Here is an 18,592-nt window from a genome sequence, read left to right on the forward strand (position 1 = left end):
CTGTTCACTCGCCGCCGAGTCCCTTCTGGACGCGGAGGGTGAGGTCGTTGAGCACGTTCATATAGGTTATGAACGCCTGATGCGGGGTATCATACGGGTTGAAATACTTGTGCACGTCGCCGTCGGAGAACCATTTGGTGCACATGTAATAGAAGTGGTCGCTGGTGAGCAGCTCCCGCCATGTGGCGATGAGGTCGTCGTCACCCGTGGCGAGCACGTCGTTTTCCAGCGCATAGGCGAGTTCGGCGGCTTGATCCTGCATGGGATTGCCCAGCCAGGCCGTAACGTCGCGTTCAAGGTCCGCCCAGGAAGTGAAGTAGGGCACGTCGAGCTGGGCCATGGGGTCGAGCTTGGCCGCAGCCTCGCCGGGCGTCCGGAACGCGAAGTCCGGATGGGCCAGAATGGCCCTTGGCAGGCTTCGGAAGAATTCGAAGATGCCGGTATCCGCCCACTGGTGCTCGCCGATGGTCTCGTAGTCCATGAACAGGTTGACCACGTCGCCGTTGCCCGCGATGGCATGAACCCAGCCCGCGAATTTTTCCGTGCTCACCGGCCATTCATTCCAGTTGCGGTCGGAAAAGCGGAAGGCCACGTCATCCGAGAGGCGGTAGTTCTTGAGCATGGCCTTGAGCCGGGTGCACCCGGCAGGTTGATACAGATAATTGGGGGAGCGCCAGCCCAGCACCTGATCCGCTCCTTCGCAGAGGATAGCCTTGTAGCCGAGTTTCTCCACCTCCAAGGCCAGCTCGTTGCTGTAGATCAGCTCGGTGTTGCGGAAGGTGGTGGGCCGGACCCCGAAGAATTCCTCGAAGATGCGGCTGTGCATTTCCACCTGCCGCCGGAATTCCTTCTTGGAAAAAAGGAAGGCCAGCGAGTGGTAGTGGGTTTCGCCGATGAACTCCACGCAGCCGGTTTCCGCCAGCTCGCGGAAGGAGTCGAGGACCTCGGGGCAGAATTCCTGGAACTGCTCCATGGCAACGCCGGTTATGGCGTAGGAGATGCGGAAGTCGCCCCGGTACTCGTTGATCAGGTCGAGCATCAGCCGGTTGGCGGGCAGGTAGCACTTGTCCGCCACCTTGCGCATGATCTCCCTGTTGGCCCGTTCGTCGCGGTAGTGGTGGGAGCGGCCGATGTTGAAGAAGGAGTAGCCCTGGTCCAGCCGCATGGGCTGGTGGACCTGGAAGTAAAAGCAGACGGGGATCATGCCGCACCTCCTGTCAGTTCGCGGTATACGGCCAGCACCTTTGCGGCCGCGTGTTCCCACTGTACTTTTTTGAGGGTGTGGCGGCCACTGAGTTTGAGCATAGCGGCCCGGTCCTCGTTGCCGAGAATGTCGAGAATTTCCGAGGCGAGACGGTCCACGTCCCAGAAATCCACCTTGACCGCGTTCTCCATGATCTCGGCCACGCCGGACTGCCGGGAGACGATGGAGGGCACGTCGTAGACCATGGCCTCCAGCGGGGTGATGCCAAAGGGTTCGGTGACGCTGGGCATGACGTAGAGATCGCTCATGGCGTAGATGCGTTCCACGTCCATGCCGCGTACAAAACCGAGAAAGTGGAACCGGTCGGCCATGCGCAGCTCGGCCATGCGTTCCACCATGCGGGGAAACATATCGCCGGACCCGGCCATGGCGAATCGGATGTCACGATTTTTCTCCAGAACCTTGGCTGCGGCCTCCACGAAATAGTCCGGCCCCTTCTGGAAGGTGATGCGTCCCAGGAAGAGGACGAGTTTTTCCTTGAACGGCTTTTCGATGCGCATCTGGCGCAGCCGTCGTCCTTTGGAAACCGCGTTGTGTACCACCGTGACCTTGGACGGGTCGATGCCGTAGCGCTCGACGATGGTGTTCTTGGTGAAGTGGCTGACCGCGCATATCCTGTCCGCAGCCTCGAAACCGGCTCGCTCTATGTCGTAGACCTGCTGGTTGACGTGCTCGCCGCTGCGGTCGAACTCCAGGGCGTGGGCATGGATTACCAGTGGTTTGCCGGATACCCGCTTGGCTTCGATCCCGGCCGGGGCGGTCATCCAGTCGTGGGCGTGGATCACGTCGAACTTTTCGCTGGCCGCCAGGTGCGCTCCGACCACGCTGTAGCGGACTATCTCGGCCATGAGATTGCTTCCGTAGCCACCGGTGAAATCGTTTTTCAGCTCGCCCATGATGTCCTGGGCGGAAATGTTTTCGTTGTGCTCCAGGATGGAGCGGTATTCCTTTTCCGTAAGGTAGGGACGCAGTGGCGAGAGGACTTCGAGCACGGAAATCCGCTCACGCAGTTCCAGAATTTCTCGAATGCCGACCTTGGCCCGGACGCGGTTGGCGCCCATAAGCTTCAAGTGGCCTCCCTCCTCGTTGGAGTCCAGGCGCGGCAATACGAACAGGATGTCCGTGCCGAGCTTGGCAAGGCCCTTTGTCAGGCCGAGGCAGGCCGTCCCAAGGCCGCCGGAGATATAGGGCGGGAACTCCCACCCGAACATGAGTACACGCATTAGGATTTTTCTCCGAGAAGCTTGTTGAGCCGGATGGCTTCGGCCACGGACCATGCCTGGGCGATGGTGCCCTTGGGCTGGTGGGGCGGGTTGCCCGTGTACAGCTCCGGTACCGAAGCGATGCCGAAGTCGTCGGGGAAGGAGCGCAGGATCGGCTTGAAGTATGTGCGCAGGAAGGCCTTGGCCCCGGTGCGGTCGTCCGCCTGGCGCAGCAGTGCCTCGCCGAAATGCCCGGCCAGCCAGGGCCAGACCATGCCCTGGTGATAGGCCGAGTCCCGTTCATCGGGACCGCCCTGATAGAAGGGCGAGTAGTTCGGGTTTCTGGGCGAGAGGGTACGCAACCCGTACGGGGTCAGCAGGTGGGCCTGGACCGCCTTGATCATGGCCCGCATCCTGGTCGTGTCGAGCATGGTGTACGGCAGCGACACGGCGAATATCTGGTTGGGCCGGACGGAGCAGTCCTGGCCGTGCGCGTTGACCACGTCGTACAGGCAGTCATCCCCGTCGTTCCAGAACCGGGCAACAAAGTTGGCGGCCAGCGTTTCGGCCGCGGTCGTGGCCCGTTCCACCAAATCGTCATCGGCCGGAGCCAGTTCGAGAAAAAAACGGAGGGCGTTGTACCACAGGGCGTTGATCTCCACCGCCGCACCGTGGCGGGGGGTCACCGGCCTGCCGTATGCCTGGGCGTCCATCCAGGTTAATTGGGTGTTCTCGTTTCCGGCAAAGAGCAGGCCGTCTTTGTCTAGTCCGCACAGCGGCACGCGGTTGTCCAGATGGGCGGCCACGATGGAGCGCAGGGCCGGGAACAGCTTGTCCATGACGAACTGCCTGCTCCCCTTGGCCTTGAGGTATTGCTGCACGGCCCAGAAGAACCAGAGCGAGGCGTCCACCGAGTTGTAGGCCAGGTGATCCGAGGACTGGTCCAGATAATTGGGGAGCAGCCCGTCCCGCTCCAGTCCCGCATAGGCGGCCAGGACTTCCTCGCCGAACGATTTCCGTCCGGCAAAGAACGTCAGGCCGGGCAGGGCGATCATGGTGTCACGCCCCCATTCCCCGAACCAGTGGTACCCGGCGATGACCGAGGCGAAGCCGGATGTGTTGCGGATCAGGAACTGGTCAGAAAAATATTTGAGCTGGCGGACATGGACGCTGCGGTCCTTGGCGGATGCAAACAGCGTCTCCCGTCGCTCTACTTCCTTTTTGCGAAGCCGTTCCAGATTGCCCAGCGGTTCGGTGGAAGCCGCGAATATGACCGGCTTGCCTTTTTGCAGCAGAACCTCGAACACGCCTGGGCAGAACAGATCCTCCTGGTAGTCGAACCCTCTGGCTCGCTCCATGAGGTATTCCAGGCTGGTATTCCACTTGGGGCCGGGCAGGAATTCGGATTTCCTGTTGGTGGCCATGTAGAGCGGCGGCATTCCCTCATAGGGCTGGATTTTTCGCCCGTTCCGTTCCGGATAGGACTTGGGCCGCAGAAACATGTTCTCCCGGGTCAGCTTGTGAATTTCCCTGTAGGCGAGCAAGGGGCGGATGCGAAGGGTCGGTTTGACGTTGCTCTCGGCCAGTTCGTAGCAGATCAGCACGGTATTCTGTCCGTGGACCATCATGATGGATTTCCGGATCAAGGCATCGCCGATGCGGAAGGTCATGACCGGATAGAGCCCTTGGTCGAAGGACTCGGCGAACTGGTGCCCGGTGGGGTAATACACGCCGGGATATTTGTTGGTGGCGAGGGAGAATTCCTTGCCCCCATGCAGGAGGGAGGAATCGGCCTTGGAGAGCAGCACGAACCTGCCGCGCGGCTCCCTGAGGGCCGCTACAAGCAGTCCGTGGTACTTTCGCGTATGGCAGTTGATGATGGTGCTGGAGGCGTAACCCCCCAGCCCGTTGGTGTCGAGCCACTCTTTTCGGGTGGCCGTCTCGGTATTGACGCACTCGTCCCTGGGAACATGATTCATATTTCACCGCCGTGAGTTGAAGGGATTCTTCGAAGCGTGAAAGGAATTTCCCTAAAGACTTATAGATAAAAAAAATCTTCTTCTTGCAAGTCAAAAACCATAATTAGCGTTATTTTTTCCAAAATAATTTTCAGTTGCCACAAGTCCGTATCGTTCCCGGTTTGCCGGGCCGGGGTGTGCATAAATGAAAGCCCCCGCCGAGCGCGCAACTTGACGGGGGATATTCGCAGGGGGAGGCCCCTTTTGTTTCATGCAGGGGGCTATTTTCGATACCAGGTCCCGTCCGGTTTTTGCAGCCAGGTTCCGGCCGGGGCGGATTCGGCCACGTGGGCGGCCCGGCGCTGGCCCACCAGATCAGGGGTGGTCCCGGCTTTTTTCGCAATGAACTGATATACGGTGGTCCGATCCTGGTTTTCGGCAGCCACGACGTCGGCCTGTTTTTTGGGGCCTCGGAATTCCAGGTAGCCCTTGTTGTTTTCGCCAACGGTGCCGTCTGCGAGCAGGGCGGCTATCTGCGGTTTGCGGGCGATGATCCGGTCCTTGAGCTCCCCGGCGATTGCCGATCCGGCCAGAGCGCAGAGGACGAGGGTGAGCGCAAGGGTGAGCAGATATTTATTTCGCATTGTTGACCTCCGGTTTGGCTGGGGCTTGGTCTATGTCGGAGAAGAAGTCGTCGAGGGCCTTGTCGACTTTGACATTGACATCGATGGTGATGTGGATGGGTTTGACCTCTACGGGGGCGACCTCCACCCGGTGGCTGGTGGAGCAGCCCCAGGCGGCTGATAGGATGAGGCACGCCGCTATGGATATGATCTGTTTCATCAAAACTCCCTACTGAATCATGTTGACGACATCTTTATACAGTAAAATCCGGTTCAAAGGCACACTGAAGTTGACGTCCAGCCTGAGGCCCTGGAAATTGGACCCCTGCACGTCGCCGGTGATGCGGATGAATCCGCCGAATTCCTTTTTATAGACAAATGGCAGCGGACTGGCCGGCTTGCCGTCCAGCGACAGGCGGACCAGCAGATTCTCGCCCACGGTGTCCGCCTTGATGCGTACCCATTTGTACTGATAATCCCGGACCGCTTCCTGCGCCAGCTCCAGCTGGCCGCGCTGTGGCGTGCCTTCCGGGATAGCCTTCACCAGATCCTGCATGGCTTCCACCTGGATGACTCCCCCTTCGCCGGGTGTGGAGTGGAGGAATCCACCGTTGAAGCTGATCTTGCCCTGTTTCCAGGTAACGGGCAATTCGCCGGACAGGGCGGCCTCACCTTCGGCCTTGGCCAGTCCCAGCTGTCCGAGCAGGGCCGAGAGCCGCAGCTCCGAGCAATAGAGGGTGATGGCGTATTCTTTTGAGGCCGGGGCCAGACGGAAGGCGTTGCTGAACACATGGCCGCCGCACCAGTCGAACCGGGCCTGCTCCACCAGCACCGAACCGCCGGATTCCAGCTGATAGACGATCTTTCCGTTGGTGAGATCAATCTTGCCCGAATCCAGGGAATCAAACGTCACTTGCTGGGCCGGGGCGCTGCGCAGGCCGAAGAGGTCCGGCGTCACGAACGAGGCGTTGATGCCCCGGATGGCGGTGCCGTTCTCGCTGAATGTCAGGTTGCCGTTGGAAAAGGAGGCGCCGAGGCGGCACTGCACACCATCGTCGTCCACTTTGATTTGCCCTTTGGTCTGCACGGTTCCGGTCAGCACAGCGCCTTTCATGCCCGGGTCCAGGGTGGCGGGATCAAAGGCGTCTGTCAGCGCATAGTTGTCCACGTTGAAGTTGAGGTCCGTGCGGTTGCCGATCAGTGAGGATATCCCGGAAAACGGGACGCGCAGTCCCGGCAATACCTCGGATGTCATGGTACCTTTGTAAATTACGGCTGTTCCCTGCTGCCGGACACGGGCGGTAACGTTGCCCAGCTTGCGTTCCTTGAGTCGCAGACCGGAAAGTCGGACGTCGCCCTCTTTGCCCGTCTTGTCCGAGGGCCACTTGAGGGGCAGGGTCAGGCTCATGGGGCCGGAGCTGAACCCCGTGGTATCGATGGCCGTGGCTCGTGTGTCGCATTTGAGGAGCACATTCGCCTCGCCTGGGCCCGCCGTGCCTTTTAGCGTTGCCTCGAAACCGTTCAGCCGTATTACTCGTTCCCCAATCTCCAGCGTGAGACGGTTCTGGTTGGCGGTGGAGAACGATACATCCCAAAGTCCGCTGTCGTCCTGCCTGCGGTCCGCATTCAACCTGCCGTCCATTTCCACGCCGGCTCCGGCAATATCGAAATGGGCCGCAAGAGCACCGTCCTTGACGTCGCCCTCCCTAATCCCCACCCGCAGGGGCAGGGGAGAGACCAGCGAAAGATTATCCATGGAAAAGGAAAGCCCGCCATCCGCAATCGTGCCCTGCAATCGGAGCACCGCATCGTCGGCCAGCCGTATGCCGAGAGACTTCAGGTCGCAATGGGCCGCCGCCAGTTTGAATTGGGCTTGCAGTGCGGGTGGATGCGCCAGATCGAGCCGGGCCCGGGCCGAGATATCGGCCTCGCCGCTGATGGGCCGGGGCAGAAAATCGGCAAAGGCACCCAGGCGAAATGTCGATGTCCGCACCTTGACCGCGAGGTCGTTCAGGGTAGGGCCGAGGTCTCCCTCCACTGCGATTTCCTGGTCCCGGGGACGGAGGCTGCCGGTGAAGTGAAGTGTATTGCCGGGCGTTACAACTGCGGAAAAAGGCACTGACAGATTTTTCCCGTCAATCCGGCAGAGCAGGGAGGCGTCGCGCAGGGTCAGTGTGTCGAAGGGAAGGTCGGGCAGTCCATTTTTGCTATCGCCGCCTTCCGAGGCAGGGAGCAATGCCAGGACAGGCAGGGAAAAGTTCTTGCCGTCGTAAACGGCGGTTAGCATCGCGCCGTCCAGCATGACCGAATTGACCCGCCCCAGTTTGAGCGAGGCCGGTGTATAGGTAATATGCACATTGGCCAGCCGCAGGCCTTCCGTCTCGTCGCCAAGCTGCACTGGGCCGATGTCTGCGGAAAACAGTCCGGCGTCGCGGATATGGAATTCCTTGAGCGGCAACCCCATGTCGGCGGCCAGCTTCGGTACCAGGCGCTCCAGATAGCCTGGGGTCCAGACGGTCAGCCACCATCCCGCTCCCAGCACCAGTGCCAGCACCCAGGGAACGATCAGCGCCGCCCATTTGAGGATTCTTTTGCCAAGTGTCTCTATCATTAATAAGAGGTATATTCGTATCTTTCAGGGGTTGGCAAGCCGTCAGGTGGAGAATCCCCGGCAGCCTTTACCCAGCAACGGGTGATGGATATCGCGGCTTGGCTGGCGGACCGCAGTCCATTTCAAGTGTTCCCGGTACGTCCGCCGTTTTTTCAGGGCGTCATCCAAGACTGGACCAATGGCCTTATATTTTCTTTTCAGAGTTTCGCACATCACGCCGTCAAAGGGCGGAAGGATAAAATTTGTGACGAATTTGATGCTCTATCTTTTGTCCTTTCTCTAATATATTCTATAACACGCTGAAATAAAACATTTTTATTTGTCGTCTTTTTTTGTCTATCCCTCTTGCATTGTTTGAACGATTGTCATACAAACAGGCAGTCGTACTGTATGGGAAGGCGGTTGAGACAAGCCGGCTCTTTGCAATTCCGCCTGATGCATCCGTCGACTGTATTGATCCCGTTGGTTGTCCGTATGACCGACACTGGCATGGCAGGTTTCAAGTGGTGCTTGCCTACAAAACAACCGATTCTCTTCTGTTAGAGGGGGATCACAATCTGGAGAAAGAAATGGATCCAGTTATCATCAACACATTGTGGTGCAAAGGGTGCGGTATCTGCGCTGCCTTCTGTCCAAAAGGGGCTATCTTGATTAAAGATGAGAAGGCCGTATCGGACAAGGAAAAATGTATCGCATGTGGTATGTGCGAGTTGTACTGCCCTGATTTGGCAATTGAAGTGAATAAGCCCTCCAAGAAAGGGTCGAAAGAGAGTAGCGAGGCGGCCTTATGAGTCAGAACGCACCTAACACCATATTCGTACAGGGAAATGAGGCTTGTGTTCGCGGCGCTCTCTATGCCGGCGTAAAATTCTTTGCAGGGTATCCCATTACTCCTTCCACGGAGATTGCGGAAAACCTGGCCATTTTTCTTCCCAAGGTCGGCGGCACTTTCATTCAGATGGAAGACGAGATCGCTTCCATGAGCGCTGTTTGCGGTGCCTCCCTTGCCGGTTGCAAAGCCATGACGGCAACCAGCGGCCCCGGTTTTTCCCTCAAGCAGGAGGCCATCGGCTATGCCTGCATGGCGGAAATCCCCTGCGTCGTCGTTGACGTGCAGCGGGCCGGACCGTCCACCGGACTGGCCACCAAGATCGGCCAGGGCGACGTCAACCAGGCCCGTTGGGGTACGCATGGCGAGCACTCCATCGTCGCGCTGACCGCCTCCACCATTCAGGACATGTTCGCCATCACGGTCAAGGCGTTCAATATCGCCGAGACTTACCGTACTCCCGTTATCCTGCTGTTTGACGAGACCATGGGCCACATGCGCGAGACCCTGACCATCCCCGAGGAAGGGGAGCTTCCCGTTGTCGAGCGCCTGAAGACCGATGTGAAGCCGGGTGTGAACTACCACCCCTACCTTGCCCGCGAGGACGGACGTCTGCCCATGTCCGACTACGGCGAGGAGCATCGCTTCAACGTGACCGGTCTGTATCATGACATTTGGGGCTTCCCCACCGAAAATCCCGATCAGGTCGCCAAGCTGCTGCATCATCTGGTCGACAAGATCGAGACCCACGCCAGCGAGCTGGCCATGTGGAAGGAATTCTATCTCGACGATGCCGAGGAAGTGCTCATTTCCTACGGCGGACCGGCTCGCAGCGCCCGTCATCTGGTCGAGTCCCGGCGTCAGCGGGGCCACAAGATCGGCCTGCTGGAACTCCAGACCATCTGGCCGTTCCCCAAGGAAGTCGTTCGTGAGAAGACCCGCAACGCCAAGCACGTATTCGTTGTCGAACTGAACATGGGCCAGGTCACCGCTCAGGTGAAGCAGGCCGTCGACAACCCGGACCAGGTCTTCCTCGTGAATCGGCTGGATGGTGTCCTTGTTACCCCGACCGACATTGGGAACGTCATGCGAGTCATTGAAGGGAAAGGTATATAATCATGTCTTGTAAAGATCTTATTCGCGAACGCTTCTTCCCGCACATCTGGTGTCCCGGTTGCGGGCATGGCATTGTCCTGAACAACCTGTTGCGCACCGTGGACGAACTGGGGCTGGACCCCAACTCCATGTGCATGGTTTCGGGCATCGGTTGTTCCGCCCGTATCTCCGGCTACGTCAACTTCCATACCATGCACACCATGCATGGCCGCGCTCTGGCCTGCGCCACCGGCGCCAAGATGGCAAAGCCCAACCTGAACGTTGTCGTGCCCATGGGTGATGGCGACGCCATGGCTATCGGCGGCAACCATTTCATCCACGCTTGTCGGCGCAATATCGACATGACGGCCATCGTGCTGAACAACCGCATCTACGGCATGACCGGCGGCCAGTTCTCGCCGCTGTCCGGCCGGGAAATCCTGGCAACCACGGCTCCCTACGGCAGCATCGATAACGACTTCGATGCCGTCGAGCTCGCCATGGGTGCGGGTGCCTCCTTTGTTGCCCGGACCACGACCTTCCACGTCAAGGAAATGGGCAAGATCCTGAAGCAAGCCTTCAACCACAAGGGCTTCTCCGTTGTCGAGGTTATGGTTCAGTGCCCCACTTACTTTGGCCGCAAGAACAAGATGGGCGGCGCTGTGGAAATGCTGGAATTCTACCGCGACCACACCGCTCCGCTCGGTTCGAAGAAGTTGGAAGAAAATGAAGGCCTGATTCCTCGCGGCATCTTCAAGAATGAGGAGCGCCCGGAGTACTGCGAAGAGTACTCGAAAGTCGTAGCCCGGCTGGGCAAGGAGTAACCGCCATGGAAAAATATCGTTTCTTGTTGTCCGGTTCCGGTGGGCAGGGGGTCATTACCATGGCCATCATCCTTGCCGAGGCCGCTGCCGTGGAAGAGGGGCTGGTCGCTGTTCAATCCCAGTCCTACGGGCCGGAAGCCCGCGGCGGAGCCTCCCGTTCCGACGTCATCATCTCCAATTCGGAAATCTACTTCCCCAAGGTGTTGCAGCCCAATTACCTGGTTGCCCTCACCGAGGAAGCCGCCGTTAAGTACCTGCCCCTGATCCGTCCGGGCGGAATGTCGCTGTACGATTCTTCCTTGGTCCAGGTCGATCCCAAGATCGACGCCAAGCAGATCGGACTGCCGATGTACAAATCCACCATTGCCAAACTCGGCAAGCCCGTAGCATTCAACATCTGCGTCCTCGGTGCCCTGGTCACGCTGACCAAGGCCGTGTCGCTGGAGTCTGTTGAGCGGGTCGTCCATCGTCGCTTCAAGGAGGCTTTCTTTGCCTCCAACCGTGAGGCGTTGCTGTTGGGCGAGGAGCTGGCGCAGGAATACCTGAAGTAAGTAAGGGATAACATCGCGGGTGCGGAGTCCGCACCCGCGATTCCCCTCCATGGGAGCGGCTTAAGACCGGTCCCTATCTCAAGGAGTGACAATGAATATTCATGAATATCAAGCCAAGCAGCTGTTCAAGTGCAAGGGCATCCCGGTTCCCGAAGGCGCCGTTGCCAGAACCGTTGAAGAGGCTGTTGAAGCGGCAAAGGGATTGCCCGGCCCCATTCGGGTCGTCAAGGCGCAGATCCACGCCGGAGGCCGCGGCAAGGGCGGCGGTGTCATCGTCTGCAAGGATATGGACGCCGTCAAGGATGCTGCCGGAAAGATTCTCGGTATGCAGCTGGTTACGCATCAGACCGGACCGGAAGGCAAGAAGGTCAACAGCGTCTGGGTGGAGCAGGGAACTGCCATCGCCCGCGAGCTGTATCTGGCCGTCGTGCTGGACCGCGGTTCTGAATGCCTGACTGTCATGGCTTCGCCCGACGGTGGCATGGACATTGAGGAAGTGGCCGAGAATCATCCGGAGCGCATCTTTACCGTGCCTCTGGAAAGCGATCAGCGCATCTGGCCCTTCCAGGCGCGTGAGCTGCTTTTTGCCTGCGGCCTGACCCCCAAGCAGGTCGGTCAGGGCGTAGGACTGATCACCAAGCTCCTGGAGCTCTGCGTGGAAAAGGACGCGACCCAGGTGGAGATCAATCCGCTGGCCGTGACCGAGGAGGGCGACCTCATCGTCCTCGACGCCAAGCTGAACTTCGACGAGAGCGGCCTGAAGCGCCATCCCGAGATCAAGGAACTGGCGGACCCGGAAGAACAGGATCCGTTGGAGCGCAAGGCCGCCGAGCTGGGCGTCAACTACGTCAAGCTCAACGGTTATGTTGGCACCATGGTGAACGGAGCCGGTCTGGCCATGGCCACCATGGACGCCATCAAGCAGGCGGGTGCCGAACCGGCCAACTTCCTGGACGCTGGCGGCGGAGCCAACGTTGAGATGGTGACCAAGGGATTCGAGGTTATGCTCTCCGATCCCAATGTGCGCGGCATTCTCATCAATATCTTCGGCGGAATCCTTCGTTGCGACATCGTGGCCGAAGGCATTGTCGAGGCGGCTCGGCAGACAAACTTCACCCTGCCCACCGTGGTCCGCATGGAAGGTACCAACGTGGAGGCTGGAAAGAAGCTGCTCAAGGAAAGCGGGATGAACTTCGTTCTTGCCGATTCCATGTCCGACGCGGCCCACGCCATTGCAGATTTAACTCGGGGGTCAAACTGATGAGTATCCTCTTTGACGAAAACACCAAGGTAATAGTCCAGGGCCTGACCGGCCGTGAAGGCTCCTTCCACGGTCAGAAGATGCTGGACTACGGCACCAATATCGTAGCTGGCGTGACCCCCGGCAAAGGCGGTCAGGAAGCCCTCGGCCTTCCGGTCTTCAATACCGTGCGGGAGGCTGTTGAGGCCACCGGTGCTGATACGAGCATCATCTTCGTGCCCGCCATGGCCTCTGCCGATTCCGCCTGCGAAGCCGCAGCCGCCGGAATCAAGACCGTTGTCCTGATCACCGAGCATATTCCCGTGCTGGACATGGTGCGGTGCAAGGCGTTCCTGAAGAGCCACGGAACCCTTCTCATCGGTCCCAACTGCCCCGGCGTCATCTGCCCCGGCAAGTGCAAGATCGGCATCATGCCCGACTATATCCACCGTCCCGGCCATGTCGGCCTGGTCAGCCGTTCCGGCACCCTCACTTACGAGGCTGTCCATCAGCTGACCACTGCGGGACTCGGCCAGAGCACCTGCATCGGCATTGGCGGCGACCCCATCCCCGGCCTCAAGTTCATTGATATTCTTAAGATGTTCAGGGATGATGATCAAACCGAGGCGGTATGCCTTCTTGGTGAGATCGGCGGCGACAATGAAGAAAAGGCTGCCGCCTACATCAAGGAAACAAACTATCCCAAGCCGGTTTTCGGCTTTATTGCAGGCCTCACTGCCCCTGCCGGAAAGCGCATGGGCCACGCTGGTGCCATCATCAGCGGCTCCAAGGGACGGGGCGAGGACAAGATAAAAGCGCTCAGCGAAGCTGGCGTTACCGTCGTAAGGGAGCTTGGCCGCCTCGGTGAAACCGTAGCCGCCGCGTTGTCCAAATAGGACTTGCCCTTTTGAAAAGATGAGCATGAGGAGCCGGTGCCGGTCAACCGTCACCCCAAGGATCAAAAACACCAGCCGTCCGGTGCCGCTCCTCTCTCCTGCCGAAGATTTCTCCGGGACATATTCGTGCCTCGTCGAATGAACGACATGGGATGCCTGAATCGCATCCGGGGATGCCTTGCGTACCGAGTTTTGCAAAACGGTATCGTATCATGCTCATTTTTAAACAAAAAACCTTTGCAGGAGTGAAGGGGGGACGCAAGGCCGTGCAATGGGTGCAGCGGCAACATGTTGGCGAGAGGTAATGAGTTTCACCCCAAACAGAGATCAAGAGAGAAGATGAGCAAAAAGCAAATTATCAGTCTTTGTTGTGCTGTTGCGGGATTGTTGGCTATGGTCTTTCTTACTCCGGCGATTGAAGGTCTCGGGTATAAAGGAAAGGTTGCTTTGGGAGTCGGCATTTTCGCCATCATCGTCTGGATAACGCAAGCCCTGGACGATGCCCAAAGCGGATTCAGCATTATCGCGCTGTTGGTAATCTTCGGCGCGGCAAACCTTAAACAAGCTCTCATGGGCTACGCCAGCGGAGGTGTCTGGATTGTAACCCTGGGCATGGTCATGGCTGCGGGCATGAGTTCCAGCGGGATGTCCAAACGCATCGCGCTCTTAACCGTGGACAAGATAGGAAAAACGGCGACAGGGCTCTATTGGGCCGTTGCTGTAATCTGTCTGATCATGACCTTCTTTATTCCTTCTTTGGCGGCCAAGACCTTGCTGGTCCTGCCCATCATCACCGAAATGGGCTTTGCCTTCGGTGCGGAGCACGGGAAAAGCAGCCTGGTCAAGGGACTTATTTTCGTGGTGACGATTACCGGCACCATGTTCTGTATGGCCGTTCTGACTTCCCACGCGGCGTATCCGATCGCCTTGAGCTACCTGCAGGATCTCGCCCACGGCGACATCAGCTGGGGACGCTGGTTCGAGATAGGCGCTCCTCCGGCCATCATTTGTGGTCTGTTTGCCGTCGCCATCATCATCAAAATGTTTCCGCCGGACGTCAAGGACATCTCCGCCGGGCGCGCCCATGTTAAGCAGTCCCTGGCCGATCTCGGCAAGGCTACTTTCAAGGAAAAGTACACCCTCTGTGTCTTCCTGGCGACCCTGCTTCTGTGGTCCACCAGCCGGATTCACCACATGTCCACCGTTACCGTGGCCCTGCTGGCTGTTCTGGCCATGATCCTGCCCGGAAAGCAGCAGGTCATGACCTGGAAGGACGCGCAGAAGAAAGTGCCCTGGAACATCTTCATCGTGTATGGTGCCGGTTTGTCCATGGGCGGCATCCTCGTGACCAGCGGAGCAGCGCCCTGGCTTGCCAAGACGTTCCTCTCTCCCCTGGCCGCGCTGGATATCAAGCTTCAGGTCGTCATCCTCATATGGATGCTGCTTGCCCTTCAGGTGCTGTTTACCGGTGGCGGTCCCAAGACCACGGCACTGGTTCCGGTCATCATCGCCTACACGTTGGTCATGGCGGCAATGCCCAAGTTCGAGGGCGTGAACATGACGCCGATCATCGTGCTGGTCAGCATGAACGTCATTCACCAGTATCTGCTTCCGGTATCCAACTTGCCCAACATTATCGGTCTTGCCACCGAGGAGATTACCTCTTCGGAACTGATCAAGGTTGGTGCCGTGATGAGTTTGTTCGCAGCTACATTCATGTCGATTATGGTTTATACCTATTGGTCCTGGTTGGGACTCTTCGGTTAGTCACCCGGCCGGGGCCGAAAGGCCCCGGCTCCATGTCCCGTTTTGATCATACGTTGTGCCTCGGCAGTGCGAGACAGTACGTGCACGGATAAACATAGCAAGAGAAGATAATGCAATACACCACAGAACTAACAACCGCACACCGTGAATTCCTGGAAAAAACATTCGGGGATGATGTAAAATTCGATAAGCCGTCGTTGCGGGTGTACGCCTCGGATGCCAGCAATCTTGTTGGAGAGCCTTTGGCTGCCGTTTGCCCTACTAGCACCGCTCAGGTGCAGGCCCTGCTGAAGTGGGCCGATGAGGAAAAGATTGTCATCCATCCCCGGGGGCGGGGAACCAGCCTTTCCGGCGGCTGTGTGCCGGATATTCCCGGCATTGTCGTCTCCATGGTCGGCATGGACAAGATCTTGGATATTTCTACTACCGATTTCGTCGCGACCATCGAGCCCGGCGTCAATACGGCCTATCTGCAGCAGGAGTGTGGCAAGCTCGGCCTTTTCTATCCGCCGGACCCCGCCAGCAGCAAGGCTTCCAGCGTCGGCGGCAATGTCATGACCTGTGCCGGAGGGTTGCGCGCCGTCAAATACGGCGTCACCCGCGATTATGTTCTGGGGTGTGAAGTGGTGCTGCCCGGAGGCAAGCTGCTCAAGCTGGGCGGCCGGACGCAAAAGGATGTCGTCGGTCTGGACATGACCCGTTTCATGGTCGGTTCGGAAGGAACCCTCGGCATCATCACCAAGCTTTATCTCAAACTGCTTCCCAAGCCGACCTCCACGGCTTCCATCCTCGTCGGCTATTCCAGCCTTGATGACGCGCTGGTTTCCATGGGCAGCATCTTCGCGGCTGGCATCCTGCCTTCGGCCGTGGAGTTCATGAACGAGCTGGTGCTGGAAATTTTGAAGAAGACCGGTGAGACGCCGTGGCCCAAGGAAGTTGATTCCCTGCTTCTCTTCCAGGTGGACGGCAGCAAGGTCGCCGTGGAAATGGAGATCGAGCGGCTCTCGAACAAGATTACCGGCGCGCTGTGGAAGAAGGTCGGCGTTGGTGAGGAAGAGGACGAACTCTGGTCCTACCGCCGGAAGATTACCTCATCGTGCTACGTGCTCGGCCCGGACCGCATCGGCGGCGACATCGCTGTGCCGCGCGGTCAGATCCTGAACGCCGTCCGCCGGTTCGAGGAACTGGCCGCCAATAACGGCAAGCGTCTCATCGCCTTCGGCCACGCCGGAGACGGTAATATTCACGCGAATTTGCACTATGATTCCACCGACAAGGATGATGCCGCACGCACCATGAAGGCGCACGAGGAAATCGACGTGGCCGCCCTGGAATTCGACGGCACGCTCTCCGGCGAGCACGGCATCGGCTGCATCAAGAACGTGGGGTTGCAGCTGGGCAAGGACGAGCACGAGATGATGTTAAATGTCCGCGCCCTGTTTGATCCGAACGGAATCCTCAACCCCAAAAAGGGATACTGATATGAAAAGAGGCTGCACTCAGTGCGGGGAATGCCTCAGAGTATGCCCCGTGTTTCAACATTATTCTCGTGAGCAGTACGCCCCGAAAAGCAAGCGTCTGCTGCTTGAGCCGCTCCATGAAGAGTACGGAGAGGGAAAGGATGTTGCTTCCGGTTTGGACTGGAAGAATATTCAGAAACTGGCCCGGCTTTGCGTTGGCTGCGGCAGATGCCAGCAGGTGTGTGCCCGGAAGCTGTCCACTGCGGACCTGCTCTCCGAGGTGCGCGCCAAGCATCCCAACTGGTCTCAACACTTCTGGAAGCTGTGGATAGAGCACATGGGGCCAACCTGGCCGTCCCTCGCCATGCTCGCCTCGCTTGTTCCGGAGAACATCGCGCCGAAGAAGCTGCAGCCGTCGCTGGATTCGGCCAAGGCCATGGTCAACCGTACCCGGAACATCGAGCCGTGGGCACGCATTGCTCCCGCAACCCCATTGAGCAATGCCGAGGCTGTGATGATCTTCCCCGGCTGCACGGCTCGCAATGTGCGGCCGCAGTGGGAGGCCAAGGCCACGAAGCTGCTTGATCGCTGGGGGTATGACGTTGTGGAAAACCGCGACTTCGGCTGCTGCGGCGGTACCATGCATACCGCTGGCCTGCTGGGTCGGATGGACGCCATGCAGAAGGTCAATGTAAAGGCGTGGCGCGCTGCCGGGAAACCCCGCATTGCGGTCTTTTGCGCCTCCTGCCACCACTCTCTGAAGGCCTACGACGAGTCGGTCCTCAAGCCGGAAGAGGTGGAGGAATGGCAGAACAGCCTGACTCCCCTGAGCAGCCTGCTGGTCGCGCCCATATGGTCCCTTACCCGGGAAAAACCGAGCCGGTACGGCTATCACCAGCCCTGCCACTGGGGTACGGACATGGACAAGCCCTTGTTGGAAAAGGGAATGCCCGGCCTCATCAAGGGCGAGGCTCTGTGCTGCGGCATGGGTGGCATCCTGCAACTGACCAACGCGGACCTGTCCCGTTCCCTGGCCGACAAGTGTATCGACGGGTTCCCGGAGAACGTGGACAGCATCGTGACCAGTTGCAGCGGATGCACCATACAGCTGACGGCTGCCGCCCCGAAGGGTGTCCACGTATACCACTGGTTGGATCTGGTAGATTGTTAGCCTGATGTGAACAAGGGCGGTCATGGGTTCTGAAATGATGAGCCGTCGGCCATGATGTCGGCTTGTGAGAGACTGCTCCCACGGTTAGCATAGGACAGGCTTTCTCTCTTACGGAATATTCCTCCACTTTCCCTTAGCCTCGGGGCCCCATCCTTGCCGGATAGGGGCCCCGCTTTTTGTCCATTTTGGTGTGAATCGGTGACGGATGATGTGCTCGAAATGCTGTAGAGTATCCCGGCGCCATTGGTTGTTGTCGCTGTTATTATTCGCAGGGGTGGATAAACTAGACAATAACGTTGATTTTATTTGTGGGGCTCTTTTGAATTGATAAAAACTTTTATCAAGGGTAGTAAGGCTCTATGAGTGGTTCAAATACGATTTCGCATAGTCTGGGACAGCGTCCTTCTCTTCCTGAAGAGTTGGCGGGAGTTATAGCAAAGCAGATTGAAGTTGGAGACTTCAAGCCTGGCGACGTGCTTCCTTCCGAAACACATATGGCCAAGTCGTTCAATGTCAGCCGGACGGTCGTGCGCGAGGCGCTTGCCCGGCTGAAGTACGAGGGTATCATCCAGTCCAAGCGCGGGAGCGGCCCTGTTGTCTGCCAGGAAGGAAACAGAAAGATATTTACCTTGCCTGCGGAGTTCGCTTCTGCCGAAAACAAGGCCAATATCCTTGAGTTCCGGTTGGTGGTGGAGGGCGAAAGTGCGGCACTGGCTGCCATGAGGCGCAGCGAGGAACAGCTTCAGAAGATGGAGCGCTGCCTCAAGGATATGGAGCGCGCCTTGGCTGAAAAGGTGAGCGGCCTGATGCCCGACTACGGCTTCCATGCCATGATTGCCGAAGCTGCGGGCAATGAATATATCGTGAATTTCCTACGCTTTCTTTCCTCCAAGCTGCTCATGGGTGTCCAGCAGGCCCGTTCGCTTTCCAATCAGAATATGGAGCGCGCGGAAGAAGTGTTCAAGGAACACTCCGAGATATATGAGGCCATTGAAAAGCAATGCCCCTGCGGCGCCCGGAAGGCCGTGCATCAGCACCTGCTCAACAGCGCGTTGCGACAGGGCATCAAGCTGGATTACGTGCTCTGCGAGCCCCAATAGT

16 protein-coding genes are annotated in these 18,592 nt (G+C 58.5%); 10 read left to right on the forward strand and 6 right to left on the reverse strand.

From position 1 onward, the window contains the following. Positions 1-4 precede the first annotated feature (4 nt). The 6 genes from ACI0FG_RS02760 to ACI0FG_RS02785 form a co-directional block, all read right to left on the reverse strand. A complete protein-coding gene (locus ACI0FG_RS02760; RefSeq protein WP_419787027.1) occupies positions 5-1,204 on the reverse strand; it encodes a glycoside hydrolase family 57 protein in 1,200 nt (399 codons plus the stop codon). Further along, complete coding sequence (locus tag ACI0FG_RS02765; RefSeq protein ID WP_419787028.1) at positions 1,201-2,487, reverse strand: glycosyltransferase family 4 protein; 1,287 nt, start codon at positions 2,485-2,487, stop codon at positions 1,201-1,203. Before ACI0FG_RS02765 ends, ACI0FG_RS02760 begins: the two co-directional genes overlap by 4 nt. Then, positions 2,487-4,445 carry an amylo-alpha-1,6-glucosidase gene (locus tag ACI0FG_RS02770; RefSeq protein ID WP_419787029.1) on the reverse strand — a complete coding sequence of 653 codons (1,959 nt, stop codon included), beginning with the start codon at positions 4,443-4,445 and terminating at the stop codon, positions 2,487-2,489. The genes ACI0FG_RS02765 and ACI0FG_RS02770 overlap by 1 nt, the downstream gene beginning before the upstream one ends. Before the next feature lie 260 nt (positions 4,446-4,705). Further along, a complete protein-coding gene (locus tag ACI0FG_RS02775; protein WP_419787030.1) occupies positions 4,706-5,068 on the reverse strand; it encodes a YdbL family protein in 363 nt (120 codons plus the stop codon). Then, the gene (locus ACI0FG_RS02780) at positions 5,058-5,267 is read right to left on the reverse strand and encodes a hypothetical protein (RefSeq protein WP_419787031.1); all 210 of its coding nucleotides are present in this window, start codon (positions 5,265-5,267) and stop codon (positions 5,058-5,060) included. Before ACI0FG_RS02780 ends, ACI0FG_RS02775 begins: the two co-directional genes overlap by 11 nt. Before the next feature lie 9 nt (positions 5,268-5,276). Next, positions 5,277-7,658, reverse strand: coding sequence for an intermembrane phospholipid transport protein YdbH family protein (locus ACI0FG_RS02785; RefSeq protein WP_419787032.1), 2,382 nt, complete (start codon positions 7,656-7,658; stop codon positions 5,277-5,279). A gap of 569 nt (positions 7,659-8,227) precedes the next feature. Between ACI0FG_RS02785 and ACI0FG_RS02790 the strand changes: the two genes are divergently transcribed. The 10 genes from ACI0FG_RS02790 (at position 8,228) to ACI0FG_RS02835 (ending at position 18,591) form a co-directional block, all read left to right on the forward strand. Beyond that, on the forward strand, positions 8,228-8,449 hold the full coding sequence (locus ACI0FG_RS02790) for a 4Fe-4S binding protein (protein WP_419787033.1): 222 nt from the start codon (positions 8,228-8,230) through the stop codon (positions 8,447-8,449). Further along, positions 8,446-9,603 carry a 2-oxoacid:acceptor oxidoreductase subunit alpha gene (locus ACI0FG_RS02795; RefSeq protein WP_419787034.1) on the forward strand — a complete coding sequence of 386 codons (1,158 nt, stop codon included), beginning with the start codon at positions 8,446-8,448 and terminating at the stop codon, positions 9,601-9,603. The genes ACI0FG_RS02790 and ACI0FG_RS02795 overlap by 4 nt, the downstream gene beginning before the upstream one ends. Positions 9,604-9,605: 2 nt before the next feature. Beyond that, positions 9,606-10,406, forward strand: a complete 801-nt coding sequence (locus ACI0FG_RS02800; RefSeq protein WP_419787035.1) for a 2-oxoacid:ferredoxin oxidoreductase subunit beta — start codon at positions 9,606-9,608, stop codon at positions 10,404-10,406. Positions 10,407-10,411: 5 nt separating this feature from the next. Further along, positions 10,412-10,957, forward strand: a complete 546-nt coding sequence (locus ACI0FG_RS02805; RefSeq protein ID WP_419787036.1) for a 2-oxoacid:acceptor oxidoreductase family protein — start codon at positions 10,412-10,414, stop codon at positions 10,955-10,957. Between the two features lie 91 nt (positions 10,958-11,048). Further along, the gene (sucC, locus tag ACI0FG_RS02810) at positions 11,049-12,218 is read left to right on the forward strand and encodes an ADP-forming succinate--CoA ligase subunit beta (protein ID WP_419787037.1); all 1,170 of its coding nucleotides are present in this window, start codon (positions 11,049-11,051) and stop codon (positions 12,216-12,218) included. Next, a complete protein-coding gene (sucD, locus tag ACI0FG_RS02815; RefSeq protein ID WP_419787038.1) occupies positions 12,218-13,093 on the forward strand; it encodes a succinate--CoA ligase subunit alpha in 876 nt (291 codons plus the stop codon). The genes sucC and sucD overlap by 1 nt, the downstream gene beginning before the upstream one ends. A 339-nt stretch (positions 13,094-13,432) precedes the next feature. Continuing rightward, a complete protein-coding gene (locus ACI0FG_RS02820) occupies positions 13,433-14,860 on the forward strand; it encodes an SLC13 family permease (RefSeq protein WP_419787039.1) in 1,428 nt (475 codons plus the stop codon). 110 nt (positions 14,861-14,970) lie between these two features. Then, positions 14,971-16,341: an FAD-binding oxidoreductase gene (locus tag ACI0FG_RS02825; protein ID WP_419787040.1), complete on the forward strand. Its 1,371-nt coding sequence runs from the start codon at positions 14,971-14,973 to the stop codon at positions 16,339-16,341. A gap of 1 nt (position 16,342) precedes the next feature. Then, positions 16,343-17,491 carry a (Fe-S)-binding protein gene (locus ACI0FG_RS02830; protein WP_419787041.1) on the forward strand — a complete coding sequence of 383 codons (1,149 nt, stop codon included), beginning with the start codon at positions 16,343-16,345 and terminating at the stop codon, positions 17,489-17,491. Positions 17,492-17,850: 359 nt separating this feature from the next. After that, positions 17,851-18,591, forward strand: coding sequence for a FadR/GntR family transcriptional regulator (locus tag ACI0FG_RS02835; protein WP_419787042.1), 741 nt, complete (start codon positions 17,851-17,853; stop codon positions 18,589-18,591). Position 18,592: the final 1 nt, after the last annotated feature.

The sequence above is a fragment of the Pseudodesulfovibrio sp. 7M6 genome (genome assembly GCF_050058625.1).
GTDB lineage: Bacteria > Desulfobacterota > Desulfovibrionia > Desulfovibrionales > Desulfovibrionaceae > Pseudodesulfovibrio > Pseudodesulfovibrio salinus.